Below are 16,474 nucleotides of genomic sequence, written 5' to 3'. Positions count from 1 at the left end.
TTGCCAGTGTGACCGTTCAAGTTCCAGGTTGTGATCTGGCTGCGTGAGGCTGCTTTCCGGGACCCCAGGACGGCGGCGACTGACCGCCGCGGCCCGCGCATCGGTCGCCTCAGACCGGAAGTGCTTGCGCGGGAGCGTGTTCGGTGCCGCCGCACCAGATGGCGCGGATGGCGCGGGTGGCGGCGATGTCGGCGAGGGGGTCGGCGTCGAGCAGCACCAGATCCGCGCGCAGGCCCGGGGCGATGGCGCCGCGGTCGCTCAGGCCGAAGTGCCGCGCCGGGGCGGCGGTGGCGGCGTGCAGGGCCGCCGCGGGTGAGAGTCCGGCGCGCACGAGCAGTTCCAGTTCGTGGTGCAGGCTCGCCCCGTGGGGCGGGTGGAAGGGGATGCCGGGCATCCGGTTGGCGTCGGTGCCGGCCAGGATCGGCACGCCGGCGGCGTGCAGGGCGCCCACGGTGGCCAGGGTGGCGTCGAAATACTTGCTGACGCTGTAGATTTCGGCGGCGCCTTCCATCATCGCGAGGGTGGGGACCACCTGGTGGCCGCCGGCGCCGAGGCGGTCGATGTCGGCGGCCGGGATGCGCGCGCCGATGGGGACATGGGTGAGGATGTCGACTCCGGCGTCGACGGCCATGGCGTACGCGCCAGGGGTGATGGCGTGGGCGACCACGACGCGGCCGCACGCGTGGGCCGCACGGACGACCGCCGCGGCGGTCTCGGCGTCGGGGCCGCCTTCGCCGGGGGCTTCCAGGACCATCTTGATGTAGTCGCTGCCGTCGCGGACGCGCTGCGCCACCATGGTTTCCGCGTCGGCCGGGCCGGTGATGACCTCGACCTGCGCCATGCCCGGCACCTGGGCGTGCACGCCGGCCGAGGCGATGATCGGCACACCGGCGCCGCGCACGTCGGTCGTGGCGGTGCGCTCGCGCAGGGCCGCCATCAGCTCGCCCTGCAGCGATGCCATGTCCAGGGCGGTCGTGACGCCGTGGGCGGCATACGAATCCAGCGCGTCGAGGCTGTCGAGGTGGACGTGGGCGTCGATCAGGCCCGGAATGAGGATGGCGCCGCCGGCGTCGAGGGTCTGCGCGCCGGTGGCGTCGGTGCCGATCACGGTGCCGTCGATGACGACGGTGACCGGTTCCCCCAGCCCGTGACCGTCGAAGACGCGGACGTTCCGGATGGCCAGTTTGTTGTTGGAGTCTCCCCGCATCGACCCAATCTAGAACCCGTTCTACACCCGGGCAATATCGAATCGGCTGGACCACACAGGCTTTGATGGCCGCGAGCGCGGTGGTGGGACTCACCGCGGCCTCTGCGTCGGCCGCCTCGCTGGGCAGCAGGACCCGGCCGAGGCCACCAACTTCGCCACCACCGTGGCGATCGCCATCGACGCCGCCGCCCAGCCCGGCCCTGCCACCGCCGAGATGACCCGCAAGATCACCGCCGCCCTCGCCGCCTGAGGCGAACAGCTACCCGGTCCGGTCGCAACGGGGGCCCGCAGATCGCTTCTGCGGGCCTTTCGCGTGTTCGGAAAACGATGGGTTCTCGACGTGTCGGTGTCGAGACCGAAATTACCTGGACGACACTGGCGATGGACTGTCGGAAATCGTGTTGCCCGGCACGCTTCGGCGATGTGCATCCCACCACCGTGACAGGTAGGACCGACAGGAAGCTGCCGGGAACCGCTCGATGAGTCTCGCCCTGCGACAACCACCAGCGCCCGCCCCGAAACTCGGGCGGGCGCTGCGTTTCTCGTGCCAACTACCAGCTGGTCAGGGCATCGCCGGGAGATTGAAGGCGTCGGCAGAGCCTGCGGCGGCGCTGCCGGTCCCGGCGAGAGCGGCGATGATCAGGCCAATGATTGCCAAGAACATGAGGGGTGTTCTCCGTTCGTGTCTACTCAGGTCTGACTAACTTATGACACATCAACCTAACTTGGTCGAGTGACCAGTTGTCAAACTCGCGGTCTGTCGGGGCGCTGGCCGGCGGATGGGACGTCGGCGACTTCGAAACATGACATCCACGTCCACGCTCGGTGGCCGTCGCAGTTCGCTGATGTTCTGTCTCTAAAACGATCGCTTACAAGATCCGTTGTGCGGCAGCCAGCTTCGCTGGATGGATCGGTCTTGGAACCCCGTCTCCGAATCAACGTTTCCCTGTTGGGGTTCCGGCAGTAATCGCGCGAAAAACAACGAAGTTGCCTTGACCCGCGGCGATGGTGGGTTGGGGCCGAATTCATGGATAAGTCGGAGTATCCGCGGAATCCGCAACATCGACCACAGTCGGAGAACCGAAATGCTGACCCCTGCAAGGGCACTCACCCGTGAGCAGCCTCAGCCGGCCTGTACCGGCGTAAGGTCGACACCGGCCGGAGGCCGGATGCGGCGGAAGGTGCCGTCGAATGCGGTGACATACAGTGCCCAGCCGGCACCGTCCGGGCCGATGCGGACCGAGGACGGGCCGCTCCAGCCCCAGGAGATGCCGGTCGCGATCGAACAGGTGGCGCCGGTCGCCGGATCCAACCGATCGATCGAACCGCCGACATGCGCTGCCACGTACAGGATCCCGGTCTGGGAGATGGTGAGGTCGTCGTCGCCGGGGACGACGCCGCCGAGGCGGCCCACCGTGGTCCAATGCCCGGGATCATCAAGCGGGATACGGTAGATCTGACCGGTGATCATGTCATCGGTATAGACCGCCGTGCCGTCGGGACTCAATGTCAGTCCTTCGGCGCGGGGAACCGGCGCCCAATTCGGTTGGACCACACCGGTGTCGTGGTGATAAGCGCTGACACCGGCCGGTGCGGTGCCCTCGAGGCCGATCCAGGTGGTCAGCATGTCGCCGTTCGATAGCCGGAGCAGGCCGTTGCCGGTGAGATCGGTCACATGGGTCACCGCGCCGGTCGCCGTGTCCAGCGCGTGCACGCCGACGGTGCCGTCGGTCATGCCGCCGCTGACGTACAACGTGCTGCCATCGCGCTGCAACCCACCCGGTCCGTAGGCGAAATCGTCTCGTACGACAGTGACATTGCCGGCCGCGTCGATGTCGTACAGCTTGTGCGCTTCCAGCCCGGAGACAAAAAACCCGCCGTTCCCATCGGTTTCGAGATTCTCCACGTTGCCCAGCCCCTGCGCCAGGGTGTCCATCTGCCAGCCATCGCAGCTGCCCGGCGCCGCCTGTGCGGATCCGGTGGCGCACAGCAGTCCGGCCACGACGGTCGCCGCGACGCCGACGACACGAATTCGGCTGGTAGACATATCCATATGTCGGCAGCCTATTAGTTGCGCGGCACCGGCACCGCACCAATCGTGGATCCGATGCGCTGGCCGGTTTGCTGAACGGCGGCGGCAGAGCGCTCTCGCTGACCGGGACGTCTTGCATGGCCATCACCATGTTCGGTGCCACCACGAGTCCGCCACCCAGGCCGACCAGTAGTAGCGGCCCGGCGACAAGCAAGCCCGCGCGGCGGGCGTTCGGTCACACGCTCTTTCCACACCTTCATCGGCGCCGATGGCTACCCACTAACCGACTTACGCAGCGACCTGCGCCGGTTCGTCGATGTCCTTCAAGGTCTCGCGATCCCCGCCGACGACCTCCACCCCGAGCCTTTCTGACACGCCCGGACGTTGAACACGCCGACCGGGGTGGTCTCACAATTCATGGATACACCGGCCCCGAACCGGCCCAGAGCGGTCTCCGAATTCATGGATAAGCGGTCTCAGAATTCGTACTTATAGCCACCCGCCCACACCTCAGTCTGACGGGTACTGCCGAAAATCCAACGAAGGTCAGGATGTTCGCTGGTAGAGGGGACATTCGCTCGTTCCGGCTGTGGGACAGGGTGCACCGATCACGACACCTCGCAGCCCCAACCTGCCATCGTCGCTGGTCAAGGCAACTTCGTTGCTTTGCGCGCGATTACTACCGGAACCCCAACACGGTGAAGGCCTCCCGGCTCAGCTTGTCGGGGTGTGAGATCCAGGTCCGCGAAAAAGTCACGCTAAGACCGCATCTGAGAACTTGCTCCGGCAGGCGTTCAGTCGGTGAGGTCGCGGTAGTAGAAGTACATCGGTTCGGGTGCGCCGGGTTCGGTGTGGCGGAAGCCGTGGGCTTCGTAGAAGCGGCGCGCGTCGGTGTCGACGCCGTCGACGTTGATCTGCAGCTCCTCGGCACCGCGGGCACGGGCCAGGTGGCAGCTGGCTTCCAACAGTGCGTGGCCGAGGCGGTGGCGGCGCAGGGCGGGCTGCACGTACAGCTCCTCCAGCAGGGCCACCGGTCCCTCGCTCCACACCGCGGGGCGGAAAGAGACGACAGCGATGCCGGTGGCCGGGTCGCCGCTCAGCAGGGCCACCAGATCGCCGCCGGTCAGGGTGCGGCGAAGGCGTGTGGTGAGGATCTCGGTTCCCGGTGTGGGCGTATCGAATTCGCGGTTGAAGGCGTCCAGCAGCGTGGCGACAGTGGCTGCGTCGGATACGGCGGCCGTACGGATCTGCCGATCCAGCTCTTGTCTGGTCATCCAGACAGCCTCGCAGCCGATGACTGCGGTCGCACTCGACGGTGTTGCATGGCAGGGATTTGACGTCGGATGGGACGATCCGACGACCGATTCGGTCCAGGGCTGGCTGCGCCGGGCTGCCCGCTGTTCGCACGCGCACTCGGGACAGCCCGGCGCAGCGAGCCCTGAACCGAGAGGGCTGGGGCCTACCCTGGACGAGTCGTGTCCGACCAGACAGGGGTGCGCGAAATGCGAAGCCTGGAAGAGGAATTCGCCGACTTCATCGACCGGGTGAAGCGCATCGACTGGTCCACGCTGGCCGCCCGGCGCGACGAACTGCGCAAGGAACTGGCCGCCCTCGACCAGGCGGTGGCAGCCGTCCCCGCCGGCGCCCACCGTGGCGAGCTGGACAAGCTGAGCCGGGAGGCCTTCGCTGTCCCGGAGCGCCGGGTCTACGCCCTGGACCACCCGCCAGTGCTCGGCCCCGACCGCCGGCGGGAGCGGTAGCCCGCAACCGTCGACTCGGGCAAAAAGTCTCGCGGCGGTGTGGCCTCTCCTAGAATCAAGATCACCTGGTGACCGTCGGTTCGGTTCGGTGACCGGTGACCAGGTGATGTTGCACGCCGTCACGGGTGCGTGATGCAGATTCCTTCTTCGTTTCCGACGTGAGAGGAGTTCGTCATGGCTGGCAACAACAAGCCGTCAATGCAGCAGAAGCTCCCCGGAGGCACCGTCTGGGTGTACCCCGCCAACGGTGCGGAGCAGATCGACGATCCGGTGATCGTGGTCGCCGAGCCCGATCAGGGCCCCACCGACCTCGACGCGTTCGCAGACTGGGTGGACGGCCCGGACTACCCGCTGCGGACGAAACTGGCCCAGCGCGGCAAGGACGTGATCCTGGTGGGCTACGACGACAAAGCCGACTGGAACACCGCAGAGCGGGTGATCGAACAGGCGGCGATATACACCCAGCAGATGCGCGCCAGTAGCAAGCCCATCACCGTCGTCGGTGCCGGACGGGCCGCGCTGCTGACCCGCTACGCCATAGCCCGTCTCGAGAACATGCGGATGGATCATCAGGTGGCTGCCCTCTTCAGCCTCGACAGCACGACACCGACCGCGGCCGAGAAGAAAGCACTCGATGATGTCGGAGCCATGCCCATGATTCCGCGGTCGGGGAAGATCACCAGCGCGGGCACCCGCGACTTCGAGGGCCTCGGCCCCCGCGACTCCCTGGACAAGTCCCAGTTCGACGACGCCCTCTACGCATCGGGCCCGGCCTCGGAAACCTCGCTGGTCAACGAGGAAGAGGGCGACTGGCTGCTCGAACGACTGCCCTGACCGACCGGGCGACCTGACCACCCGCTCTGCCGAAACCCAAAGTGCCCCTGCTTCACAGCAGGGGCACTTTGCTGGTCGGGGTCTCCCAGCCGGATCCGTTGTCTACCACGACCGACCACACGCTGGTATCAACCATCGGCCGCCAGTCAGCCGAGTTCCGCTACACACCTACCGTCTCACCGATACCGGCATCATGGTCCCGGCCCTACCGGTCATCGGGCCCGAACAACTGGCCTTCGAGATCACCTCGAGGCACCAACGTCCTGAGACGTGACACCTAGTGTTCCGCGCCTGAAATCCGTTGCAGATATCGTGCGAGGGAGTCGAGGATCTCCTCGGCTGTCTTGCGCCAGACGAATGGGCGAGGGTTGGTGTTCCACTGATCGACCCAGTTGCGGACGTCTTTCTCCAGTGCCGCAACGCTTTTGTGGACGCCGCGGCGCAGGAGTTGTTGGGTGAGGAAGGCGAACCAGCGCTCGACCTGGTTGAGCCACGACGATCCGGTCGGGGTGAAGTGCACGTGGAAACGCGGGTGGCTGGCGAGCCATTGCTGGACCTGCGGGGTCTTGTGGGTGGCGTAGTTGTCGCACACCACGTGCACATCCAGTTCGGCGGGCACGGCCTTGTCGATGCTGGTCAGGAATTTCTTGAACTCGGTCGCGCGGTGGCGGCGGTGCAGTTCGCCGATCACGGTGCCGTCGGCGATGTTGAACGCGGCGAACAGGCTGGTGGTGCCGTGGCGGGCGTAGTCGTGGGTGCGGCGCTCGGGCATGCCCGGCATCATCGGCAGCACCGGCTGCGACCGGTCCAGGGCCTGGATCTGGGACTTCTCGTCCACACACAGCACGACCGCTCGTTCGGGCGGATTGTGGTACAGGCCAACAACATCCACGACCTTCTCCACGAACAACGGGTCGGTGGAGATCTTGAACCCGTCACTGAGATGTGGTTTCAGCTCGAACCGCCGCCAGATCCGCCCCACCGTCGATTTCGACAGCCCTGTCCGCTCGGCCATCGACGACCGCGACCAATGTGTGGCATCGGAGGGGACCTGTTCCAGGGTCATCTCCACCACCTGCTGCACCTGATCCAGCAGGATCGACGGCGGCCGGCCCGGCCGCGGTTCATCGGCCAGGCCTGCCAACCCGTACTCGATGAAACGGCCCCGCCACTTACGCACCGTCATCGCCGTCACGCCCACCTCGGCCGCCACGTGCGTGTTGAACGCGCCCGGCTCGGCGCAGGCCAGCACGATCCGGCACCGCAACGCATACGCCTGCGTCGAGGTCGCCGCCCGCGCACCCCGCACCAACTCCCGACGCTGAGCCTCGCTCACCACCAAATCCGGACCCGACCTCGGCCTACCAGTCCTCACCACCGCCGAATCCTACAATTAGCCAACGGATTTCAGGCGCGGAACACTAGTGCGCCCGTTAGTTCGTCGGGGGTTGCCAGGCGGTGGGGTCGTTGAGGTAGAGGCCGCAGGCGCAGTCGAGGGTTTCGGCTGGTGTGCCGGAGGGGCGGCCGTTGGGCAGGATGGAGTCTTCGTAGCCTTCTCGGCTGGCGAGGTAGATGGCGAATCCCCAGGTTGTGGCGTATCCGGTGTAGCGCAGCCGCATCAGCGGCAGCCTGGTGCCGTCGGCGAGTTCCCCGGCGACGTAGGCGAAGGTGCCATGGTAGCGGACGTGGACTGCGGCCAGTTGCGGCCAGCGTTGCGCGGCATGGGCGGCCAGTCGTTGCCGCAGTGAGGTCTTGGTTGATTCCGGCGGTGTGGCCATGGACCTCACCCTGCCACGGTGGGGCCTGCGGCGTGGCTACTCGGCTCGGCGTGACCAGCCCGGCAGAGTGTCCCGGGTATGTAATCATGTTGAGAGACAAGGGAATATCGTTGTGCCGCCGCGCAGCCCGTATGTTGTCGTTCTGACCGCTGCGCAGCGGTCGGTATTGGAAGCGATCACCCGCCGGTCCTCGGCGCAATATCGAAGGGTGCTGCGGGCACGGATCGTGCTCGCAGCCGCGGATGGGGAATCGAACACTGATATCGCCTGTGCCCTCGGCATCAACGCCGACACCGCCAGAAAATGGCGGAAACGATTCTGCAGCAAAGGAATCGATGGATTGACCGATCTACCTCGCAGTGGCCGGCCACGAACATTCACCGCCGAGCAGGTCGCCGAGGTCAAAGCCCTGGCTTGCGAAATACCGGCCCGGACCGGGCTGCCGCTGACCCGGTGGAGCTGCCCTGAGCTGGCCCGGGAGATAACCGCACGCGGGGTCACCGATCAGATCTCGGCATCGACTGTGCGGCGGATCCTGTCCGGGGATGCGATCAAACCCTGGCAACACCGCTCATGGATCTTCCCCCGCGACCCGTACTTCGCACTCAAGGCCGTCCGGGCACTGGACTTGTATTCCCGCGTCTGGGAGGACGAACCACTCGGCGACGACGACTACGTGCTCAGCGCTGATGAGAAACCCGGTGTCCAGGCACGTCGCCGCGTCCGCCGCAGCCTCCATCCCGCTGCCCGGCGGCCGATGCGGGTCGAGTCCGAATACCAGCGTGGCGGCACTCTGGCCTATTTCGCCGCCTATGACGTGCACCGCGCCCACGTCATCGGCCGCTGCGAGTCGACCACCGGTATCGAACCCTTCGGTCGGCTCACCGCGCAGGTCATGACCACCGAACCCTACGCCAGCGCACGGCGCGTGTTCTGGATCGTCGACAACGGCGCCTCCCACCGCAACTGGGCCGCGGCGAAACGACTCAACGACGCCTACCCCAACGCGCACATGGTGCACCTACCGGTGCACGCCTCCTGGCTGAACCAAGTCGAGGTCTACTTCTCTGTCGTGCAACGAAAAGCGCTGTGTCCCGACGATTTCGCCGATCTCGACGCCGTCACCAATCGGCTACTCGCCTTCCAGGACCACTACAACGCCACCGCCCGACCATTCGACTGGACCTTCACCCGCGACGACCTCAACGACCTGCTACACCGGCTCGGCCGCTACGACCTGGCCGCACCCCTCCCGCTCGCCGCGTAACCCCCGACGAACTAACGGGCGCACCCACTAGCGGCGGGCGAGGATCCGCGCCCGGCGCCGCTCTGAGGCCCGCTGATCGGAGGCTGGTTGCCGATGGAAGTGTTCGCGACAGTTGAATACGCGCGCTTACCAGTCCTGAACCCCAGACCGCGACGGAGCCGATCCAGAGCGGTTGCGTCCGAACCTAAATGGCGATTCCCGAGCGTTCGGTCAGCGCGACGGGGCCGCTGCTTCCGGCCGACCCCAGGTCGAGGTGGTTGAGGAGGTTCTGGATAACGACGTACGGATTCATCGGCCGGTCCTTCGTCTGGAAATTCGTGCCAACTGGTTGTGACAGCCGTCACGGTGTGCTCTCATCAAGATACACAGATACATCGCATGTTTCTGTGTATCAGACTCACGAACAGGAAATCGGCATGGATGCACACCGTCTCAGCAGGCGCGACGCATTGAGGACAGGTGGCGGTTTGTTGGGCGTCGTCGGTGCGATGGCACTGACCGCGCGTACCGCGAGGGCGGAGCCATGGAGGTGGTCGCCCGCCGATTCGGTGGTCGGCGCCGGTGGCGGCGCCGACCCGTTGACCGTGTACGACCCCGATGCCGATTCCGTCTTGGCAGATGTGATCGACCACGCCGATGTGCCCGAGGTCAACAGACTGCTGGCGACCTGGGTCTACAACGACCAGCCCCTGCCCGCCGGTCTGCCGAAAGGCTTGGCGGACTTCATCGAAACCGCTCGCCGGCTGCCCTCGTGGACCGACCAGGGCAAGCTGGCCAGTTCCTTCGAGTTCAACAAGAAGCGCGGTCTGTATCTCGGCGTGCTGTATGCGTTCGCCAGCGGCATGATGTCGACGGTCATCCCGCGCGAGGCCCTCGCGGTGTACTACTCACGCGGTGGATCGCATCTGAAGGAGCGGATCGCCAAGACCGCGAAATTCGGGTACGACATCGGCACGGTCAATGCCTACGGGGACGGCGGCGAGATGATCGTGACCTGTGTGAAAACCAGGATCATCCACGCGTCCGTGCGGCATCTGCTGCCGCAGTCGCCGCACTGGCCCGCGGGCGTCACGCCGATCAGCCAGGACGACATGATGGTCACCTGGCACAGCTTGGCCACCACCATCATGCGGACCCTCACCGCGTGGAAAGTCCCCATCCCGGCCGCCGAATCCGATGGCTACCTGCACAGTTGGCAGCTGGCCGCGCACCTGCTCGGCATTCGCGACGAGTACATCCCCGCGACCTGGGAGCAGGCCGATGCGCAGGCAAGCCAGCAGCTCGACCCGATCCTGGCACCGACCGCGGAGGGCAACGACCTGGCCAACCAGTTGCTCAACCTCGGCGCTGATCTCGACCTGACGCTGCTCAGCCGGGGCATTCTGGGCGCGTTCACCCGATTCATCATGGGAGACAAGGTCGCCGACTGGCTCAACATTCCTCGGGAACCGGTCTGGAGCCCGCTGCTCGAGGTGGCGTGGGGCCCGTTCGTCGCGGTTCGGGAAGGAGTGTTGTCGGTGGCGCCGGTGGTGGACGCACCCTACTGGATGTTCGACGAGTTCCTGCGCCAGTTCGCCCTGTGGTATGTGGCCGAACTACGGATGCCCCTGAGCATCGAAATCCCGCTGACCAACCGATGATTCGCCGTCCTCGTCCAGGGACATAGGGTCCGGACGACACGCGGCCCGGCACGGGTACCCCGCTGGATCCGATGAAACAGCTAACGTACCTGCGTATCAACAACGATGTGGAGTACGTGCAACGCGACCATCCGGCGAAGCGCGATCGCGGCGCAGCCCGAGAACTGACGCAGGACAAGATGTTTCAGGAGGACACCGTGGAATCTGCGCCGCCCGCGAATGAGCTCCCCGCCGGGAAATCCTTGCTCGAACGCGCCTACCTGCAGGCCGTCGAACAGGTCGACGACACCGACCCGATGCGCACCCGCATCCTCGACGCGGCCGAGGAACAATTCCGGCGGTGGGGTATCCAGCGCTCGACCATGGAGGATGTCGCGCGCACCGCGGGGATCTCACGGATCACCGTCTATCGCCGCTTCGCCACCAAAGAAGAACTGGTCGAACGCGTCATCCTGCGTGAATTCCGCCGGTACTTCGACACATTCCTCGTCGATATCGCGGCGGCGGCGAATGTCGGCGACCGCGTCGTCCTCGGATTCGTGAGCTCCCTGCGCGCGCTGCGCGGCAACCCCCTCATCGGCGCGCTGATCACCGCCGAACCCGACCACTTCGTCAGCTCGCTGGTCGGCGACGACGGACGAGCGGTCGCCATGGTCCGAGAATTCGTAGCCCATCAACTCCGCCAGGAGCAGCGGGCCGGCACCATCCCACCGGACCTGCAAATCGAGCTGGTCGCCGAGTTGATGGTCCGAATCTGCGCCTCTTTCCTGGCAATTCCGAGCCAGGTCGTCGACCTCGACGACGACGAACAACTCGCCGCCATCGCCCGCCAATTCCTGGTCCCCATGCTCGACCCGCACGGGCGATAGCACGCGAACACCGGCGATCGTCTTGCGAAGTCCGGTTTTGTCAGGGTGGCCGAATCGTCATCCGCGATCGGTGCGGGGATCCATGGTCGCGGATATCTGGGCGACCAGGCGCCAGGGGCGGTCGGTGTCGGCCTGGGCCTTGCCGCTGGTGAGGATGGCGCCCGACAGGTTGCGGGCACGATCGGACCAGCCGTATTGGGTGGTGAGGCCGCTGCGGCCGAAGTGGGATTCGGTGTTGCGGCCGAACTTCGAGCGGCGGGCGCCCAGTTCGTAGCCCGCCACGGAGACGCGGCCCGCCATGCCGGGCAGCCAGGGGGCGGGATGGATTGCGGCGGCGAGGGTTTCGGGGCGCATGATGCGGATTCCGTCGAGTTCTCCGCCGCGGGTGAGGATTTCATAGAAGCGGGAGAGTTCGGCGGCGGTGGTGACGAGGTTGCCGGAGGGGAGTTCGGCGGTGAGGAAGGCGCGGGCGGCGGCCGGGTCCGTCGGGCCGGATAGGCCTCCGCCGAGGGCTCGGCCTGCCAGGTGACGCCAGACTTTGGAGGGTCCGGGGCCGACCTTGACGCTGGGCACCACCTGGTCGACGTCCTCGGGGCGGACGCCGAAATTGGTCCAGCGGAAGCCGAGTGGTTCGAGGACCTGTTCGCGCAGATGGTCGCGCATGGCTTTGCCGGTGGCGCGCTGGACCAGCAGACGCTGGATCAGTCCGCCGGTCAGTGCGTGATACACGCGAAACCGGTTGGGCGGCCAGCTCGGAACCAGGTCGGCCAGGCCCTGGACGGCGCGTTCCTCGTCGAGGACCAGATCGGAGCCGCGGTGCGGCGGGGTGATGAACGGGACGCCCGCGGAGTGGCAGAGGACGTCGCCGATGGTGATGCGGTCCTTGCCGTGGCCGGCGAATTCGGGGATGTAGTCACGGACGGGGTCGGTGAGCGCGAAGGCGCCCTGTTCGATGAGCATGAACATCAGGGCGGCGGATACGCCCTTGGCCGTGGAGAATCCGCAGAAAGGCGAGTCCGGGGTCACCGGGCGTTTGTCGGCGTCGGGGGAATCCTTGGGCGCATTGCCCCAGCCGTGGCCGATGGCCCGGTTCAGCACGATGTGACCGTGACGGCGCAGGCACACCTGGATGGCGGGTGTGGTCCCCATGCGGTACCAGTCCTGCACGGACCGCCAGATCGCCTCGATATCGCCGGGCGCGAGTCCGGCGTCGGCGGGGTCGGCTTCGGGTCCGAGGGTGGTCACCGCGTCGAGGTCCGGGTCGATCCGCACCAGCGCTGTCATACCTGGGCTCATCCGACCAGCATAGGGAGATCCCGGTTCACAGGAAGCTCCCAGCGAGGAGTCAGGGTCTTCACCGGCTGGCGCGACACACTCCCGCGGTGAGCGTGACCACTGCCGAGCTGGCCCCGTCCGAACCGACCGCCCCGCCATCCGAGCCATCATCGGAAGGCCTCTCCCCCGCCCGCCGCTGGGAACGGCCGGCGCTGGCGCTGCTGCTCATCGGCACCGCCGTCGCATACCTGTGGAACATCACGGTCAACCAGATGGGCAACGGCTTCTACGCGGCTGCCGCCTGGTCCGGATCGCAGAACTGGAAGGCGCTGCTGTTCGGGTCGCTGGACCCGGGCAACTTCATCACCGTCGACAAGCCGCCGGTCTCGCAGTGGGTCATGGGCCTGTCCGGGCAGCTATTCGGGTTCAGCAGCGCGAGCATGCTTGCGCCGCAGGCAATCATGGCGGTGGGCGCGGTCGCGCTCATGTACGGCGCGGTCACCCGGGTCACCCGCAGCCGCGGCGCGGGCCTGCTGGCGGGACTGGTGCTCGCGGTGACGCCCGTGGTGGCGTTGATGTTCCGGTTCAACAATCCGGACGCCGCCATGGTGCTGCTCATGACCGCCGCGGCCTACTGCACCGTGCGCGCGCTGCCGCGGGCGAGCCTGAAGTGGATCGTACTGACCGGTGTCGCACTGGGATTCGCATTCCTGGCCAAGATGCTCGAAGGCCTCATGGTGCTGCCCGCGCTCGGGCTGGCCTACGTCATCGTCGCACCGACCACGCTGCGCAATCGGCTGCTGCACTCGCTGGCAGCGCTGGGCGCGCTGATCGTCTCTTCCGGCTGGTACGTGCTACTCACCATTGTCTGGCCCGCCGATTCGCGCCCCTATCTGGCGGGATCGAAGGACAACACCTTCATGGATCTGGTGCTGGGCTACAACGGTTTCGCCCGCTACCTGGGCAAGAACCACATGGGCGGCAACGCCAAGAACCCCTTCGAACTGCCCGAGGGCTACCAGATTCCGAAGGCGTTCGAGGGCGGCGGATTCGGTGGCGGATTCGGCAACGGGCCGGACCGGATGTTCACCGGTGAAATCGGTTTCGAGATCTCGTGGCTGCTGCCGGCCGCGCTGCTCGCGTTCGTGCTGGTGCTGGTGTCGCGGGGACGCCGGCCGCGCACCGATCTGATCCGCGGCGCGGCGCTGGTGTTCGGTCTGTGGCTGGTCATCGACGGGGTGCTGTTCTCGGCGATGAAGTCGGGCATGCACGCCTACTACACGCTCGCCGTCGCCCCGGCGATCGCGGGCTGCTTCGCCATCGGCGCGTACGAGGTGTGGCGGCGCCGGGCCGAGGCGTTCGGCCGCGTCGGCGGCGCCGGGCTGATCCTCTCGGCGGGGATCTGGGGTTTCGTACTGCTGCAACGCAATTCCGACTGGCTGCCGTGGCTGCGCTGGACGGTGCTGGCGGTCACGGTGATCACAGCGCTGGGATTGCTCATGCTGGCGCTGCCGGTCGCGGCCCGCTGGGACCGGCAGCGCGGCCGCGGGACCGCGGTGCTGCTCGTGGTCGGTGTGATCGCGGGCCTGACCGGCTCCACGGCGTATGCGGCCGCGACCCTGCCGCAGTCGCACACCGGCGGCGGCCCGACCGTGGGCCCGCCCCAGCCCAAGAAGGCCGGACCGGCCGACCAGTTCCGCAAGCAGCTCGAGACGCTGTTCGGTGGTCAGACCGATCCGCAGCTGGTCACGCTGCTGCAGCAGACCAATACCAAGTGGTCGGCCGCCATCGACCGTTCGTCGCCCGCGGCCGGGCTCGAATTGGCCAGCCGCACATCGGTCCTCGCCATCGGCGGCTTCACCTCCGAGGATCCGGTGCCGACGCTGCCCCAGTTCGAGGACATGGTCCGCAACCACGAGATCACCTACTACCTGGCTCCCGAGGTTCCGCTACCCGACTCCTGGCGGGTGGATCCGAAACCCGGTGACACCGCCGCACCCGCGCAATCGGGTGCGAAGCAGGGCGTCTGGCGTCCGACGGGCAACAAGGAGATCCTCGACTGGGTGACCGCCCACTACACGGCGACCCAGCACTTCGGTTACATGGCGGCCTACGACCTGACGGTCCAGCCGCACTGATCCCTACGGCGGCGTCCCCGGATTCCGGCTCGGCCCACCGAGTCCCATCGATCCGGGAACGCCGCCGAGGTCTTTCCAGGGCGGCTAGAGACCTCGTGAACGCGCTCCGCGCCTGTCAGGCCCGGTGCGCAGCTGCACTCGGACCGGCCCAGGCGCTGAGCGCTTCGAAAAGGCCTGTGTCGCAGGGTTCATCCGCGGCCCATGCCACATAGCCGTCCGGCCGGACCAGGACTGCTGTCGGCGCGGGGATGTCGCCGAGGCCGGGTACCGACCACCGGCCCGCATCGCATCGGGCGTGGACGACGTCGATGTGACCCTGCCAGTCCCCGATCCGCGGGCGAATTCCGTTCAGGGACAGCAGGACCGGGCGGCCACTGCGGAGCAGTTCGTGGACGCGCGTACCCCCGGTGGGCAGCGTGAGATCGACGTCGGGGACGCGATGGCCGGACAACGGGTGGCCGTCGCCGACGTCGTAGCGGATGTCCAGGGCGAAGAGCATGCCGCCGAGGCGGTTTCGGACCTCGTCGATGTCGAAGAGTCCGGCGAGCGTTTCGCGCAGCGCCTCGGTGTGGGGGCCGGGGCGCATGAGCGCGGTCTGGGCGCGGGTGTTCTGCAGTACGCGCGCGGCGACCGGTCGGCGTTCGGATTCGTAGGTGTCGAGCAAGGCCTCGGGCGCGCGGCCGTGCAGAACAGCGGCCAGCTTCCAACCCAGATTGGCAGCATCCTGCACCCCGGTGTTCAATCCCTGGCCGCCGGCGGGGAAATGAATGTGCGCGGCATCGCCTGCCAGCAGCACACGGTTCGAACGGTAGTGTTCGGCCAGGCGGGCAGCGTCGCTGAACTGCGACACCCAGCGGGGACTGTGCATCCCGTAGTCGGTGCCGGCCACCTCGCGGAAGGATGCCCGGAAGTCCTCGAAGGAGGGTTGGGCCGTCTGGTCGATGACGCGGTCGTGCCGGTTGACCATGAGCCGGAACCAGCCGGGCTGCAATGGAAGTACCGAGAAATCACCCGGTCCGCGACGCTCGGTCAGGATCCAGCCGGGCGACGGCTCCGCCAGTTCGGCATCGGCGATCATGCCGACCATGGTCGCGTCGGTCCCGGCGAACTCGATCCCGGCCAGCTTGCGGACCGCACTGCGGCCACCGTCGCAGCCGACCAGATATGCGGCCCGGACGCGGCGGCCGTGCGCACCACCGACCCGGATCTCGACACCATCGGAGTCCTGCTCGAGGTCGACAACCGGTGAGTCCCACTGCACGGGTGCACCCAATTCGGTTGCGTACCGGTCGAGTTGGGTCTCGAGGTCGGCCTGGGTGATGACCAGTCCGGTCGGATACCGGGTGGCCAGATCGCCGAACTCGAGGGGCAGCCCGGCAAAATGCCCCGGACCCCGGCCGCGGAACACATAGCCGTGTGCCAGCACTCGCTCCATCAGCCCGCGCTGATCCAGGATCTCCATGGTCCGGGCGTTGATGCCGCCCGCCCGCGACTGTCCGGTGCGTGCGGTGAGGGCGTCGAGCAGGACCACTTCGATTCCCGCGAGCCGCAATTCGCAGGCGAGCATCAGCCCGGTCGGCCCGGCTCCGGCGATGACGACGCCAGTCTGGTAAACATTGTTCACCAGGCGAAGGCTAAGGGAGGTGATCCGTGTCGTCAACCACGCAAACCCGG

13 protein-coding genes are annotated in these 16,474 nt (G+C 66.9%); 6 read left to right on the top strand and 7 right to left on the bottom strand.

Annotation, left to right across the window (positions count from 1 at the left end):
* Window positions 1-109: 109 nt before the first annotated feature.
* From ACWEQQ_RS13870 to ACWEQQ_RS13860, 3 genes are all read right to left on the bottom strand, one after another.
* Window positions 110-1,207: an amidohydrolase family protein gene (locus ACWEQQ_RS13870; RefSeq protein WP_452348465.1), complete on the bottom strand. Its 1,098-nt coding sequence runs from the start codon at window positions 1,205-1,207 to the stop codon at window positions 110-112.
* A 1,123-nt stretch (window positions 1,208-2,330) separates the two neighbouring features.
* Window positions 2,331-3,260 (bottom strand): SMP-30/gluconolactonase/LRE family protein, encoded by a 930-nt coding sequence (locus tag ACWEQQ_RS13865; RefSeq protein ID WP_452348464.1) that lies wholly within the window; start codon window positions 3,258-3,260, stop codon window positions 2,331-2,333.
* Between the two features lie 773 nt (window positions 3,261-4,033).
* Window positions 4,034-4,513, bottom strand: coding sequence for a GNAT family N-acetyltransferase (locus ACWEQQ_RS13860; protein ID WP_452348463.1), 480 nt, complete (start codon window positions 4,511-4,513; stop codon window positions 4,034-4,036).
* Window positions 4,514-4,741: 228 nt separating this feature from the next.
* Between ACWEQQ_RS13860 and ACWEQQ_RS13855 the strand changes: the two genes are divergently transcribed.
* On the top strand, window positions 4,742-4,999 hold the full coding sequence (locus ACWEQQ_RS13855; protein WP_452348462.1) for a hypothetical protein: 258 nt from the start codon (window positions 4,742-4,744) through the stop codon (window positions 4,997-4,999).
* Between the two features lie 174 nt (window positions 5,000-5,173).
* A complete protein-coding gene (locus ACWEQQ_RS13850; RefSeq protein ID WP_452348461.1) occupies window positions 5,174-5,833 on the top strand; it encodes a hypothetical protein in 660 nt (219 codons plus the stop codon).
* A 277-nt stretch (window positions 5,834-6,110) separates the two neighbouring features.
* Here the strand turns inward: ACWEQQ_RS13850 and ACWEQQ_RS13845 are convergent, their stop codons facing one another.
* Both ACWEQQ_RS13845 and ACWEQQ_RS13840 read right to left on the bottom strand, forming a co-directional pair.
* The gene (locus ACWEQQ_RS13845; protein ID WP_452348460.1) at window positions 6,111-7,211 is read right to left on the bottom strand and encodes an IS630 family transposase; all 1,101 of its coding nucleotides are present in this window, start codon (window positions 7,209-7,211) and stop codon (window positions 6,111-6,113) included.
* Between the two features lie 55 nt (window positions 7,212-7,266).
* On the bottom strand, window positions 7,267-7,611 hold the full coding sequence (locus ACWEQQ_RS13840; protein WP_452348459.1) for a hypothetical protein: 345 nt from the start codon (window positions 7,609-7,611) through the stop codon (window positions 7,267-7,269).
* A gap of 112 nt (window positions 7,612-7,723) precedes the next feature.
* Here ACWEQQ_RS13840 and ACWEQQ_RS13835 point away from each other — a divergent pair, with 112 nt between their 5' ends.
* The 3 genes from ACWEQQ_RS13835 (at window position 7,724) to ACWEQQ_RS13825 (ending at window position 11,387) form a co-directional block, all read left to right on the top strand.
* Window positions 7,724-8,878 carry an IS630 family transposase gene (locus ACWEQQ_RS13835; protein WP_452348544.1) on the top strand — a complete coding sequence of 385 codons (1,155 nt, stop codon included), beginning with the start codon at window positions 7,724-7,726 and terminating at the stop codon, window positions 8,876-8,878.
* Between the two features lie 416 nt (window positions 8,879-9,294).
* Window positions 9,295-10,518 (top strand): oxygenase MpaB family protein, encoded by a 1,224-nt coding sequence (locus ACWEQQ_RS13830; protein ID WP_452348543.1) that lies wholly within the window; start codon window positions 9,295-9,297, stop codon window positions 10,516-10,518.
* 71 nt (window positions 10,519-10,589) lie between these two features.
* Window positions 10,590-11,387 (top strand): TetR/AcrR family transcriptional regulator, encoded by a 798-nt coding sequence (locus ACWEQQ_RS13825; RefSeq protein WP_452348458.1) that lies wholly within the window; start codon window positions 10,590-10,592, stop codon window positions 11,385-11,387.
* 57 nt (window positions 11,388-11,444) lie between these two features.
* On the opposite strand, the gene ACWEQQ_RS13820 is transcribed toward ACWEQQ_RS13825, so the two are convergent.
* Window positions 11,445-12,683, bottom strand: coding sequence for a serine hydrolase (locus tag ACWEQQ_RS13820; protein WP_452348457.1), 1,239 nt, complete (start codon window positions 12,681-12,683; stop codon window positions 11,445-11,447).
* 86 nt (window positions 12,684-12,769) lie between these two features.
* Here ACWEQQ_RS13820 and ACWEQQ_RS13815 point away from each other — a divergent pair, with 86 nt between their 5' ends.
* Window positions 12,770-14,800 (top strand): ArnT family glycosyltransferase, encoded by a 2,031-nt coding sequence (locus ACWEQQ_RS13815; RefSeq protein ID WP_452340776.1) that lies wholly within the window; start codon window positions 12,770-12,772, stop codon window positions 14,798-14,800.
* Window positions 14,801-14,915: 115 nt separating this feature from the next.
* On the opposite strand, the gene ACWEQQ_RS13810 is transcribed toward ACWEQQ_RS13815, so the two are convergent.
* Window positions 14,916-16,424, bottom strand: a complete 1,509-nt coding sequence (locus ACWEQQ_RS13810) for an FAD-dependent monooxygenase (RefSeq protein WP_452348456.1) — start codon at window positions 16,422-16,424, stop codon at window positions 14,916-14,918.
* Window positions 16,425-16,474: the final 50 nt, after the last annotated feature.

This window comes from Nocardia sp. NPDC004123 (assembly GCF_053603795.1).
The sequence above is the reverse complement of the archived record's forward strand: the minus strand, read 5'-3'. Positions and strand labels throughout refer to the sequence as shown.